A 13,739-nucleotide genomic window follows, 5' to 3' on the forward strand; every position below is an offset into this window, starting at 1 on the left:
AACAATATTTTTTCTCCAATTACCATAAATACTGTGAAAATTAAAAATAGATTGGTTATGGCACCCATGGGAAATTTACAAATGTGCGAAGAAAGTGGACGTCCTAATAATAAGATGATTGAATATTTTACTGAACGTGCAAAGGGTGGCACTGGACTTTTGACTACAGGATTAATTCCAATTTCTCATGGAGTAGATCCAACAGTTACTGAACCTGGGAAATTATCTTATTTTCCAAGAATAGATAAAACAAGAACCAACTTAGTGGGATGGAGAGATTTAGCAACAAGTGTTCACACATATGATTCAAAAATATTTATACAATTGACACCAGGTCTTGGTAGGGTTGGTGCACCAATGTGTGTTATAAATGACAAAAAATTACCAGTTTCTGCATCTTGGAATAAGAACTTTTATATTCCAGCTATTCCATGTGTACGTCTTTCTGATAGAAAATTGAATACTATTATTAAAAATGGAGCACAGGCTGCTTTAGATGCAAAATGTCAGGGTATTGATGGTGTATACTTACATGGTCATGAAGGTTATTTGCTAGAACAGATGACTAATCCAGCATTTAATCGTCGTAAGATGGGAAAATATTCAGATCCTTATAGATTTGGGGTAGATTTAGTTAAGGCAATCAGGGACAAGGTAGGTCCACATTATCCAATTATGTATAGAATAGATTTATCCCTAGCATTAAACGAAACTTACAAAGATATTGAAAAGATGCCTTCAATGCGCAAATTTACAAATGGAAGAACAATTAACGACACATTGAAATTTATGGAAGCTTTAGTGAAAGCAGGGGTTGATTGCTTTGATGTGGATCTTGGTTGCTATGATAACTGGTGGTTACCACATCCACCTGCAGGAATGCCAGCAGGCTGCTTTAAATTGATATCTAAGGCTGCAAAGGATTATTTTAATAAAAACAATATTAAAACCAATAAAGGTCAAGATGTAGTAATTGTTGCAGTAGGAAAGCTTGGATATCCAGATTTGGCAGAAGAGGTAATTAGAGATGGCATGGCTGACATGGTAATGTTAGGACGTCCGCTACTTGCTGATCCTTATTGGCCAAATAAATTATATAATAATAAAATTGAAGATATTCGTCCTTGTATTGGGTGTCAAGATGGCTGCGTAAATGAATTTGTAGAAGGAGGACATATTCAATGTGCTGTAAATCCAAGATGTGGATTTGAGGACAAGTATTCTAAGAATTTAAAAACAGAAAAAACTAAAAATATAGCTGTTATAGGTGCTGGTCCAGCAGGATGTGTTTTTGCTATTAATGCTGCCAGAAAGGGGCATAGGGTGACTTTATTTGAAGCAACTGATAAAGTTGGCGGTAAGCTTATATCTGGTGGTGCTCCAATGGTTAAATTTGATATTAAGAATTATGTTTCTTATCTTAATTGTCAGATTGATAAAGCAGCAAAGGAATATGGCTTGATTAAGAAGTTTAATACAAAGGTAGATATGGAATTAATAAAAGATCAATTTGATGCAATGGTATTTGCTAATGGTACAAGGGATATTGTTCCACCATTTGAAGGTTTAAAAAATACTCCTTATGCAATGGCTACCGAGGCCCTTGTAGATGCTTCTATTTTAGATGGAAAAGAGAAGATAGTAGTTATAGGCGGTGGTGTTGTAGGAGTTGAAACTGCATATAAATTAGCTTATGAAAATAATAAAAAAGTAGATGTATTAGAAATGGCAGATAATTTTATGGAAGGTGTATGTACAGCTAATCGTGGACATTTATTGAATTATTTAAGATTAAATGATAATGTGAATTTATATAATGGTTGTCGTGTTGAAAAGTTTGAGAATGGCAAGGTTATTGCAGCAAAAAAGACTAGTAAATACTTACCAGACCCTTATATGAGCTGGACTCCATTACTTCCTAAGAATACAGAAAATCCACTGGCAAAGTCATCTGGAACAGAAACAAAACAGGTTTCAATAGATGCTGATTTTGTATTGCTTGCGCTAGGATTCAAATCAGAGAATGAGCTGTATTATAAGGCTCTTAAAAATCATATTGCAGAAGAAATCTACTGCATTGGAGATTCACTTAAACCAGCAAAAGTAATTGATGCAGTAAGAAGTGCTTATGCATTAGCAGTAGAAATTTAATATGGACATAAATATATAACTTTTTCTGGTACGACCTTAGGAAAAGTGACATAAACTAGAATTTTATGTTTGCTAAGGGGGCTGTGGCACTAGGGAATTTACATACAATATGTTGATTTGCAAATTAAAAATTAGCATAATATATTGTAGCGTTTATTCTTAACGCCACAGCCCCTTTCACTTACCAAAAACAAGATAAAAAGCTTGAAATAATGGTTCGAATAATGTATCATCAAAGAGTTATAGGGATAAAAATAGGCGGAAATCTCAATAAAAAAGAGAAGAGATACAGAAGAAAAGCAAGAAGATATAGATTGACTTTTTTATGAAGATTAATTAGAGGAGGATACATTATGAAAATTTCGAAGAAAGATGCGTTAACATGGTTTGAATTTTTTTCCATGTTACCAGAAGAGCAGGAAGTTATGATAAAACAACAAGAAATCATTTATGCTACCTTTGCACAAATTGAGGAAGCAATCAATTATAGAAATGATATGTTAATGTCGGAAATTAAAGGTTTGAAAACCTTAGAGAATAGAACTTTTTTTGTAGGAAATGACAGCAAATTTTCTAAGGGATGTCGTTCTTGTCTCTTAGGAACTGGTTTGAGTGCAATTAGGAAAACCAACAAATGTAACATACAGTGTAAGTTTTGTTATAACTATGGAGAACTAGATGATATTCCTCCAATTGGTGAAGGTATGTGGGAAATCGGAGGCACAAAATTTTATGAGAAGGATATTGATTTACTTCTTTCCATACACCAGAAACCTACTGGAATTTCCTACGTTTATTTAGAACCATTTATGGAAATTGAAAAGTACTATTCGGTTATAAAGAAATTTAGTGATGCCCAAATTCATCAACATCTATATACAAATGGCATTTTAGCTACAGAAGAGACATTGAAAGCGTTAGGTGAAGCCGGTCTCGACGAGGTGCGTTTCAACCTAGGTGCCTCTAATTGTTCAGACAAAGTTATTGAAAATATTAGAATAGCGAAAAAATATATTAAAAATGTAGGAATTGAAACTCCAATGACTCCTGAGTTTTTCGAAGCATTTTTTAAGAAAAAGCAAGCAATCTTAGATACAAAACTTGATTTTATAAACTGTGCAGAATTACATTTAAATGAGAACAACATAGACAATTATTATGGGGAAAATATGTATATTTCCAGACATGGTTATATTTCTCCAATTTGGAGTAGGGAATTAACTCTGAAATTCATGAAAATAGCCGATGAAGAAAACTGGGATTTAGCAGTTCATGATTGCTCAAATCATACAAAGTTTGCCAGAGATTTAAATTTAAGTAGCAAAGAGGGTAAGTGGTTTGGAGCCAGTAATTATACTTGTGAGTTTTCTAAGATACCATATGAAGTATTTTTGCCAATACTACGTGATGACAATTTCAAATTTTTAAGTGAAGAAGAATTACCTTCTGGCTATAAACCAGGAGAATTGATTTTTTAGAATGATGAGATGAACCTTTTTTTAGCAGCGCATTAGGGGTCGTAACATAAACTAGAATTTTATGTTTGCTAATCTAAATGAACCTATTAAACTTTATAAGGGGGCTAATCTTTTGAGTCCTTTTGTTACTTTGAAGGACATATAGAAAAGGGTTTATATTAGAAGTTTATTAGGATATAATATAATAAAAGTGTTATTTATCGGAGGATTGTTGTGGGAAAATAAAAAAGGCCAAAGAAAAAGGTTATTTTATAGTTGGCAATCAGAAAAAGTCCCTTGTTCCGCTATAATATTTTTGTGGCAGTACTCCAGCAGGTTGTGCGCAAATTATTTTCAATGCAATATTTTCATAATTAACTTTCAAAAATAACTTATGTTTTATCTTAAATTAATAAAATAAGACTTTTTAAAACTATTTTAAAGGCACATTTTTGGTTTTTTTATCAAAAATAAAATGCTAAACTAAAAACTTGCAAGCAATTTTGATTTTCGCACAACCTGCCAGGGGTCATTATATAAACTAGAAGTTTATGTTTGCTATTACTTTTAAGTTAAATATATAATTAAAACATTAAAAAATATTAAAATCAATGGTAGTGGCATTCTGCAACGGACTATATTATAATACATGGAAAGGAGTGATTTTAATGTCTTTAGCAAAAAAACTTATAGAATTATCTAAGGATATGTCAGAAGATATGTTATCAGAAGTTATAGATTTTGCAGAATATCTAAAAGAAAAAAATAATAACGAGCATAAAAAGTTAGTTGATGAATTTATAGAAGAAAATGACGTAGCTTTAAAGGAGTTAGCTAAATGAAGATGATAAGTTTAGAAGTTTTAATGTACATTCATAACAAAACAATTTTAAAACATGGAGGAAAAACAGGAATTAATAATATGTCTTTAATAGAAAGTGCATTAGAAACTCCATTTTTAACTTTTGCCGGTGAAGATTTAAATAAAACTGTAGAAGATAAAATATCAGCATTAACGTATTCACTTATAAATAACCATGGATTCAAAGATGGCAATAAAAGAGTTGGAACTATAGTTATGGGTGTATTATGTAGAATGAATAAAATCAACTTAAAATTTTCTCAAACAGAATTAATTGAATTTGGACTTAATGTAGCTAATGGATCTTTTTCTAAAGATGACATAAAACAGTGGATATTAAACCATAGTATTTAAGCATAAGATAGCAAATAGTTACTGTCTTATTCTTAAATTTTTTTGTTATAACCTTTTTCTGGTAGTAATCTAGGGGTCGTAACATATGAAAATGCACATAATTTGAGGCAGAGTAATGCAGTGTCTTTACATAGCAATTTTTGTATGTTAAAATAAAAAAAGATTATGTAACTGGCGGAAATGGAATTAACCATAGGGAGCATAATCCGAAAATTGTATCGACCGCCTGGGTAAATAGTATTTACTCAGGCTTTTTTGCGTTTAAAAATTATTTTATGGAGGTATTAATAATGAAAGAATTTATTTTAAAATATGGCTGCAATCCACAACAAAAGCAAGCTAAAATATATTCAAAAGATGGAGATTTGCCATTCAAAATATTAAATGGAACTCCAGGATATATTAATTTCCTAGATGCATTTAATTCTTGGCAATTAGTTAAAGAACTAAAAATAGCATTGAAAATGCCGGCAGCGGCTTCTTTTAAACATGTTAGTCCAGCTGGAGCAGCAGTAGGACTTCCTTTAAATGATACATTAAAAAAATCATATGCTGTTGAAGATATAGAATTATCTTCTGTAGCGGCTGCTTATGCCAGAGCTAGAGGGGCAGATAGAATGTCATCTTATGGTGATTGGGCCGCTATAAGTGATGTAGTTGATTTACCTACAGCTAAAGTTTTAAGTAGAGCTGTTTCAGATGGAGTAATTGCTTCAGGTTATACAGATGAAGCCTTAAAATTATTAAAGAAAAAGAAAAAAGGTAAATATTGCATAATAGAAATGGATTTTAATTATGAACCTAAAGGCATTGAAACTAGAGATGTTTACGGTGTAATTTTTGAACAAAATAGAAATGATGGTTTAATTAATTATGATATGTTAAATAACATAGTAACAGAAAACAAGGATATGCCAGAAAAAGCTAAAAGAGATTTAATTATAGCTATGATTACTCTTAAATATACCCAATCAAATTCTGTATGTTATGCTTTTGATGGGCAAGTTATTGGCTGCGGTGCTGGACAGCAATCTCGTGTTCATTGCACAAGACTTGCAGGCTCGAAGGCTGATATATGGTACTTAAGACAGCACCCTAGAGTACTTAACTTACCTTTTAAGAAAGGTATAAAACGTCCTAATATTGATAATGTTATAGATCAATTTTTAAGGGATGATGTAACTGAAAGTGAAAAAGAAGGTTGGAATGATATTTTTGAAGAAATGCCAGTTCAATTAACTAGAGAAGAAAAAGATCAATGGCTTTCAACTTTAAATGGAGTTTCATTAGGTTCTGATGCCTTTTTCCCATTCCGTGACAATATTGATAGAGCGGCTAAAAGTGGGGTAAAATATATTGTTCAACCTGGTGGATCCATAAGAGATGATATTGTAGTACAAGCATGTAATGAATATGATATGACTATGGCATTTTCAAATTTAAGATTATTTCATCATTAAAGAAAAATTGGTAATTTGTAGAGGGGTATGAAATATGTTAATAGAAACACAAAGATTAATTATTCGTGATTTTCAGCATAAAGATGAAGAAAACTTAATAAAAATCATATGGCAAAAAAACGTAATACGATTTATGGGAGATTGGTCTGAAAATAGTGCTGTTGAAGGAAGAATTTAATGCTTGCTCTAGCTTACTAAAATCATATGTTCTTTGAGTGTAGTCGTTGAAGGTATTGGATTTACAGCTTTTTCTGTAGCTAGTATGGTCATTATTTACAGAATCTTTATTAGAGTCACTTTTTCTAGTTTTTAATGCAACCCTAAAAGCGTTGCATTTTTCTTGTATTTTTGGGGCAGTTTTCGGTACTTTTTTATTAAGTTTCTTTGGCAATATGTATAGGTTACTGGTAGAGCCACGTCTTTTTATTATAACAAGGCCTAAATCTTTTAGGGTTCTTAGGTATCTTTGTATTGTTCTTATACTTTTATTCATTCTAGTAGCTAATTACTTAAAAATTAGTGATTAGAAATTAGTATAAATATATTTAGTTTTTTATTTATTCTTTTATATTTATTATGGTGAACGCAGATGTCGTATTGCAGAACACAAGGAATGTCGTGTTAGATGCGACAAAGACTACCTACCTTAGGAGTGCAAATTTTTTCTGACAATATCCTATGTGACGTGATACAAACTGGAAGCTTATGTTTGCTAATAAGCATATATGAGCCATTTTTAATAAATGATAGGAACATAGAGTGAAAAAATGTGATAGCTTAGCATTTAAGTTATCACATTTTATTTTTACTTAGTTTTTATGTTTATCCTTAAGTACGCCAAACTTAGGGAACTAAGCTAGTTTGCCACTCAATGGCAAGCAAGTTCACTTAAGGTAAATTCCTGATTTATCTAGGAGGGTGTTGTTCAGCAGCTTCTGCATCAGCTTTAGTTACATGAACTGTGCCGTGTGGATGCTGAGGAGGTGCATAAATAGAGTACAATTTAATTGGTTTATTACCTGTATTGATTAGATTGTGCCATTTACCCGCAGGTATGATGAAGGCAAAATTATCATAGACTCTTTCTTGAAAATTCAAGTAATCTTTTCTATCGCCCATTTTAACAATGCCTTGACCTTCTTCAATACGTATGAATTGATCAAGGTTAGGATGAATCTCTAAGCCTATGTCTTCTCCAACAGGGATACTCATTAAGGTAAGTTGCAAATGGTCTCCCGTCCATAAAGCAGTACGGAAATTATTATTTTGTTTAGTAGCTTCTTCAATATTAACTACAAAGGGGTGTGGTCCATAATCTTTCAATTGAATTTTTGGAAAGTCTGAGTTATACATTGGTGCATCAAAGCAGTAAGGGCAGCGGTACATGTTGTAAGCATTATACATAATGTCTGAATTATACCATAATGTATTCATATAATAAGGGCAAGGATATGTTTGGTAAGCATTATACATATGATCATTCCTTTCATAGACTTATAATATTATCCTATGATTAAGGTTTAGAGGAGGTGCTTTTATTTACAGAAAGTATATAATCGCAAGATTAAAGTGTTTAAATTAAAAATTCATGAATTTCACGCTCCTTTACTTTTGTATTTTAAATATGCTTAACAAACCAATCTAGGTTTTGTTCCATAATGGCTCTGTGGAGACCTGGCTTTGTTGGACCGTGTTTCATTCCTTTGAATATTACAAGTTCAGTTTCTACTCCCATATCCTTTAAGCCTCTGTATAGCTCAAATGCATTTGGAGTTGGAACTCTTCCATCCTTGTCCCCATGCTGAATTAGTGTTGGTGTACATGCTGAATTTATATAGGTCATAGGCGATGTCTTTTCATATATCTCTTTATCCTTCCAAGGATTATTTCCAAGATATTCTCGTGTAAATGTTGTAATATCCGTATTTACATAGTATGTAATCCAGTTGCTTATACCAGCTCCTACAGATATTGCTTTAAATCTATTGCTGTAGGTTGCACAGAAGGCAGATATATATCCCCCTTGACTCCAACCCATAACACCAATTCTTTCTCTGTCTGCAATGCCCTTTTCTATAAGCATGTCCACTCCTGATATAACATCCTCATAGTCGCCAATTCCAAGCATCCTATAGTTCGCAGTAAGGAATTTATTTCCATAACCGGAGCTACCTCTGTAATTTGGCTCTAATACAATAAATCCCTTTTCTATGAATTGCTCAATAGGATAGTTTCTAATCATATTGTGTACTGGGAAGGATGCCCACGTAGGTCCTCCATGTATTACAACTAATAAAGGGTAAATCTTCTTAGTATCAAAATCTTGAGGAAGTGACAATACTCCTTCAATCTCAAGACCATCCTTTGTTTCCCATGTAACCAATTCCTTACGACTTAAAAGCTTATTTTCATATGCCTTAGAATCAGAAGTAATTTTTCTTTCATTTAAATAAAATTCACAGGTTTCATTTTCTGCTATCTTTATATATGCAACATTTTCTCCATCTGAAGTTATTGCAGTATCCAAAATAAGGCATATTGCATCATCGCATAAAAGCTTTGTTTCTCCATTTCCTAAAATAAATCCCGCTAATATACGTGTTCTATCCTGCCATAATGCAAATATACCTTTACTTGTCCACTTAAATTTTATGATACCTGCGTCAAATTCTTTAAAACTATTTATTATCTTGTTTTTATCTAAATCATATATCTCTAATACATAGTTTTCTTCAACATTTGTCTCATAATATTTTTTATCCCTTGGTGCCCTTAGATATGCTACCTTTTTTCCATCTGGTGAAAAGGATACAGAGGAACCTAGCTTTGCGGTAACCTTTAATTTTGTAACACTCTTTGTTTCTATATCAAGAATACATAAATCAGTATTATCATCTATTATGCTGCTTGTTGGAGTAGCTACAAATATAATTTTTTTTCTATCAGGTGAGATATTGAAGCCCGATATATGAAAATCCTTTGGGTTAGTTAGCTGAACTGCGTAATCCTTAGCTTTCTCTTCTTTATGATTTTCAGCTATATTTTTAGGAGCATTTCTTGATTCCTTCATTTCTTTTAATACCTTATCTATTTTAATATAATATAGTGAATGGTTTTTATACTCTTTGTCTATATATTCAAAATCACCATAAATTTCTTTTCTTCTCTTAAGCTCTTTTGAATCTTCCTCTGTGGTTGTATAAAAAATACCTTTACCATCGGGAGACCATCTAAACCTGTTTATGCCCTCTTTACTGTTGGTAATCTGAACTCCATTCAGCTCATCAAAGGATTTAAGAAATATCTGAGCTCTTTCTTCATCCTTTTCTCCAACCTCAGCGGTATAAGCTAAGTAGTTATTTTTAGGATTCCACAATGGATTATTACTCTCATTCTTTCCAGTAGTTATTGGATAGTGTATCTTGCTTTTCTTTTCATATACCCATATATGATTTCTATATGCATTGTCCCTCCAATCAGTAGTTCTTTTTACATAGGAAGCATACATGCCATCTTGGCTAATACTAACGGATTCCATCCATGGCAGTGAAACTACATCTTCAATTGTCATATATTTGTTTTTATTCATAAATCAACCCTCCTATAATGTGAAAATATCCATATAATTCACAACTTTCTATTATTTTACCATATTTATAAAGACATTGGGACTCTTTATAAAATATTATTAGACATGTTTGCATCAGCATGTACTGATAATAATAGAAGTTTATTTCACTCTTGACTACTGACTAATATGCTTGTATGAATGCATTTCAAATATATCTTTCCTTGCTGGGAGGGAAAATCCCTCGGGAAACGTGAACGAATTGTAATACAATTTGTTTTGCTAATAAATTATGATTTATCAATAAATGGATTTTTAACAATTACAATACAAAAAGATGATTTGAATAATACTTTTATTAGGTAATAATTTTTAGTGTAAAAAACAATATAGAAATATTTTTTATCTTTGATTTAGTATTAGAATGATTTAAACTAATACTGTATATAACTTATTTTAGGGTATATGGGAGGTATATATATGATTATAAAGTTTAGAAATTATACAAACAAAGCAGGAATTACTGATGATTATCATAAGGTTAGAGAATTCTTGGTAAAATTAGGATACTCAGAATTTACGTATGCAAGATGGGACTGGATGACTACACATTCATATCTAGATAAGTTATCAGTAGGTAAAATTGGTATTTGGGAAAATGAAGAAGGTATTGTGGGTTTGGCAACTTTTGATTGTAGATTGGGAGTAGCTTTTTGTTTAACTTTACCACAATATGATTATTTAAAAGAAGAAATATTGTTATATGCAAAGGACAATCTTTCAAAGGATGATAAATTTGGTGTTGTTATAAGAGATGCTGATGTATATTTTCAAGATATTGTAGCAAGACAAGGTTTTATAGCAACAGTGGAAAAGGAAAATGATGCAGTTTTTTATACAGATAAAACCTCAATGGAATATAACCTACCTGAAGGATTTCATATAACTACTATGCAGGAAACCTTTGATCCTTACCAATATGAACGTGTACTATGGAAAGGATTTAATCATGAGCTTAATGGTGAAGGAGAAGTTAAATTTACAGAGGAACATGAGAAAGATATAAAAGCATCTATGATAAGGCCTAATGTAGATTTAAATTTAAAGGTAGCAGTTGTTAATTCAGAGGGTAATTTTGTTTCTTATTGTGGTATGTGGTATGAATCTAAAGCTGGTTTTGCTGTTATTGAGCCTGTGGCAACTGATCCAGCTTATAGAAAGCTAGGATTAGGGAAGTGTGCAGTTTTAGAAGGAATTAGACGAGTAAATTTACTTGGAGCTAAAAAAGCAATAGTGGGTTCATCACAACAATTCTATTACAGTATTGGATTGCACCCATTTTCTACATCTACAATGTGGAGAAAAAGATAGGTGTAGATTTTATTTTAAATTGGTGTGTATCTTTTAGCAGAAATAGGATACCATTTAGCCATAGAAACCAGAAAAAGTCATTAGCTCCGATATAGCCTTTTTCTGGCAGTACCACAGGGGTAGTTACATAATAATTTAAGAGCAATTGTTCTATATTGTTCAAATAAAAAAGGGGGATAAATTAATATGTTAGAAGATAATATTATTTCTGAAAGATTAAGTCTTCGTGATATTGTACAAGATGATGCTAAAGATGTTTGGGAGATATGGAGTAATAGTGAGAATGAAAAATATATGAGTGACCCTGTTGAATCACTAGAAGAGGTTGTAGCTATATGTAAGAATAATAAAAACAATAATGGCTACTTAACAGTTGCAACTTTAAAAGATACTGGTGAAATTATTGGAACTTGTTGCTTCGGTTCTACAAATAAAAAAAGGTGAGTGGGGTTTAGGTTATTCAATTAAACACGAATGCTGGGGTAAAGGCTATGCTACTGAAATTGTAAAATCGGTTATTAAATTTGGATATAGTTTAGGGATTGTAGATTTTATTTCAGAGTGTGCTATAGAAAATTTTGCATCTGGGAAGGTCATGGAAAAATGTGGAATGCATATAGACCATAAAAGTAGCTTTAAACAGCCTAAAGAAAATATAGTCTATGAATCACATGTTTATAAGTTACATTTAGATTAACACTAAATATTTCATTATATAAGTAAATTCTAATTTATAGGTTGAAATTTTTGTTTAAGAAGGTGAAATTATGGAAAGCATTGCAGAATTGATTGAAAGATTATATTCTAAAGATAGTAAAGTTGCGTACCAAGCATTACAGATGTTAGAAACTGAAAGCGAAAAATCTAACACTGTCTATGAATTTTTTGATAAGTTCGCTGAAATGATTGAAAATAGTAATTGATATATCAGAACCAGAGGTATTATCTTAATATCTGTTAATGCTAAGTGGGATACAGAAAATAGAATTGATGAAATTATAGATGATTATTTAAAACACATTTTAGATGAAAAGCCAATTACATCAAGACAATGTATTAAGGCATTGCCCAGTATTGCACGATATAAACCGGACTTGGTTGAATGTATCCGAGAAGCTCTAATGAAAGCAGATATGGAGATATATAGTGATAGTATGCGAACATTGGTATATAAAGACATTTTATCTTCCTTAAAGAAAATCAAATAACAAATTCGAAATTTGTAGAGTTAGAGTAACATAATTTTAACTTAAGGGGTAGCGTATTTCTATTAAACTATAGCATAATATTAATCTAAATCAAAGGGGCTTATCACTTGATCCTTTTGATTTTTATAAATAACAAATTATCTATATTTTATAATCTCAAATTCAAATTCGTTGGATTATATGTGCAATTCTATTACCTGTTGTAGTTTCAACAGTATTATTGTGTACTTCAGGTGAATTGGTAAAAAATAGTATGGATGCTACACATATAGTAAATATAGTGGTAGGTGCTATTTTCTCATATAAATTATTATCAAAATCATTTATTTTAACGGGAGGAAAATTTGGAGTAGAGTCATCAATAGTTGCAGTATTAGGATATATTATGGTTATAGTTTTCACATTGTTTTCAATGAAGAGAAAATCCAACAGTGTACAAGCTTAAATTATATAGGTATGTTGAATTGATTATAAGCTATAGATTGTTATATATGAGAGTCGTAAAATAATTCAGTAAATAGGAATTTGTAGAATGTATGCAACCACTGGTAGCATAATTGCATATTGTAAGTTGGTAGTAATATACATCATTTATATATATCATTATTCTAGGAGGTGTTGGCGATGAGTGTTGCAGAAAATATACAGATGTTACGAAAAAAAAATAGTCTTTCACAAGAGGAACTGGCGGTAATATTAAACGTTTCTAGGCAGGCAGTAGGAAAATGGGAAAATGGAATAGCTTATCCTGATTTAGAAAGATTGATTCAGCTAAGCGACTATTTTAAAATTTCATTAGATCGTTTAGTTAAGGAAGCTGAAAATTGTGATTTACATGTAAAGAATAAAGAAAATCCAGACAAAAGCCAATTGATTCAGTTTCTTCTCAGGGCTAAGAAAGGAACATATGCAGGTCATGGAAAAGAAACAAAAGCAAGTAGGATTGCTTCACATGATTTGGAGTATAAAGAGGGGGAATTCTATTATTACGATACTTATATTGGTGGAGAATGTTTTGGTGGTGAAGAGGCAGTATGGATAAAGAATGAACCATATTGGTGTATGAATTACTATGGAAGAGTTATAGGAGAGCATTTCAATGGAGACTTTTTAAGAGATGCTCTGTCAAATGCACCATATGATTCACCATATAGAGGACCAGCATTATATCAAAATGGAGGGTATACATATCACTGTAAAACAGAAGGAAGTTTCGAATTCTATCAGGGATATGAGGAAATTCTTTATGATGGGAAAAAGATATATGAGTGTATTTTTAATGGCGGAATAGTAATTTAAGAAGGTGTT

General features: G+C 31.6%; 13 protein-coding genes, 1 pseudogene and 1 riboswitch. Of the genes and pseudogenes, 12 read left to right on the forward strand and 2 right to left on the reverse strand.

The genetic code is table 11. The features are described from left to right. The first annotated feature begins 18 nt into the window (after positions 1-18). From C1715_RS09650 to C1715_RS09675, 6 genes are all read left to right on the forward strand, one after another. On the forward strand, positions 19-2,151 hold the full coding sequence (locus C1715_RS09650) for an oxidoreductase (protein ID WP_278320136.1): 2,133 nt from the start codon (positions 19-21) through the stop codon (positions 2,149-2,151). 353 nt (positions 2,152-2,504) lie between these two features. Continuing rightward, positions 2,505-3,629, forward strand: coding sequence for a radical SAM protein (locus C1715_RS09655; protein WP_102400291.1), 1,125 nt, complete (start codon positions 2,505-2,507; stop codon positions 3,627-3,629). A 647-nt stretch (positions 3,630-4,276) separates the two neighbouring features. Next, positions 4,277-4,450: a DUF2281 domain-containing protein gene (locus C1715_RS09660; RefSeq protein ID WP_102400292.1), complete on the forward strand. Its 174-nt coding sequence runs from the start codon at positions 4,277-4,279 to the stop codon at positions 4,448-4,450. After that, positions 4,447-4,824 carry a type II toxin-antitoxin system death-on-curing family toxin gene (locus tag C1715_RS09665; protein WP_102400293.1) on the forward strand — a complete coding sequence of 126 codons (378 nt, stop codon included), beginning with the start codon at positions 4,447-4,449 and terminating at the stop codon, positions 4,822-4,824. The genes C1715_RS09660 and C1715_RS09665 overlap by 4 nt, the downstream gene beginning before the upstream one ends. A gap of 157 nt (positions 4,825-4,981) precedes the next feature. After that, positions 4,982-5,063, forward strand: a riboswitch (ZMP/ZTP riboswitch). 51 nt (positions 5,064-5,114) lie between these two features. Next, the gene (locus C1715_RS09670; RefSeq protein ID WP_102400294.1) at positions 5,115-6,284 is read left to right on the forward strand and encodes a phosphoribosylaminoimidazolecarboxamide formyltransferase; all 1,170 of its coding nucleotides are present in this window, start codon (positions 5,115-5,117) and stop codon (positions 6,282-6,284) included. A gap of 34 nt (positions 6,285-6,318) precedes the next feature. Then, complete coding sequence (locus C1715_RS09675) at positions 6,319-6,462, forward strand: hypothetical protein (RefSeq protein WP_180964042.1); 144 nt, start codon at positions 6,319-6,321, stop codon at positions 6,460-6,462. Positions 6,463-7,190: 728 nt separating this feature from the next. Here the strand turns inward: C1715_RS09675 and C1715_RS09680 are convergent. Beyond that, a complete protein-coding gene (locus tag C1715_RS09680; RefSeq protein WP_102400295.1) occupies positions 7,191-7,757 on the reverse strand; it encodes a cupin domain-containing protein in 567 nt (188 codons plus the stop codon). Positions 7,758-7,902: 145 nt separating this feature from the next. Then, positions 7,903-9,873 carry a S9 family peptidase gene (locus tag C1715_RS09685; RefSeq protein ID WP_102400296.1) on the reverse strand — a complete coding sequence of 657 codons (1,971 nt, stop codon included), beginning with the start codon at positions 9,871-9,873 and terminating at the stop codon, positions 7,903-7,905. 459 nt (positions 9,874-10,332) lie between these two features. Here C1715_RS09685 and C1715_RS09690 point away from each other — a divergent pair, with 459 nt between their 5' ends. The 6 genes and pseudogenes from C1715_RS09690 (at position 10,333) to C1715_RS09715 (ending at position 13,730) form a co-directional block, all read left to right on the forward strand. Next, a complete protein-coding gene (locus tag C1715_RS09690; RefSeq protein ID WP_102400297.1) occupies positions 10,333-11,223 on the forward strand; it encodes a GNAT family N-acetyltransferase in 891 nt (296 codons plus the stop codon). 186 nt (positions 11,224-11,409) lie between these two features. Next, on the forward strand, positions 11,410-11,667 hold the full coding sequence (locus C1715_RS09695) for a GNAT family N-acetyltransferase (protein WP_102400298.1): 258 nt from the start codon (positions 11,410-11,412) through the stop codon (positions 11,665-11,667). Continuing rightward, entirely contained in the window at positions 11,627-11,920 is a 294-nt protein-coding gene (locus C1715_RS09700) for a GNAT family N-acetyltransferase (protein ID WP_180964043.1), read from the forward strand. The genes C1715_RS09695 and C1715_RS09700 overlap by 41 nt, the downstream gene beginning before the upstream one ends. 70 nt (positions 11,921-11,990) lie before the next feature. Next, a pseudogene (locus tag C1715_RS09705) lies at positions 11,991-12,431 on the forward strand (SufBD protein). 253 nt (positions 12,432-12,684) lie between these two features. Beyond that, complete coding sequence (locus C1715_RS09710) at positions 12,685-12,876, forward strand: hypothetical protein (RefSeq protein ID WP_102400300.1); 192 nt, start codon at positions 12,685-12,687, stop codon at positions 12,874-12,876. A 179-nt stretch (positions 12,877-13,055) separates the two neighbouring features. Further along, positions 13,056-13,730 carry a DUF5680 domain-containing protein gene (locus C1715_RS09715; protein ID WP_102400301.1) on the forward strand — a complete coding sequence of 225 codons (675 nt, stop codon included), beginning with the start codon at positions 13,056-13,058 and terminating at the stop codon, positions 13,728-13,730. The last annotated feature ends 9 nt before the right edge of the window (positions 13,731-13,739 follow it).

Origin of the sequence: Haloimpatiens massiliensis (assembly GCF_900184255.1) — a bacterium.
In the GTDB taxonomy this organism is placed as follows: Bacteria; Bacillota; Clostridia; order Clostridiales; family Clostridiaceae; genus Haloimpatiens; species Haloimpatiens massiliensis.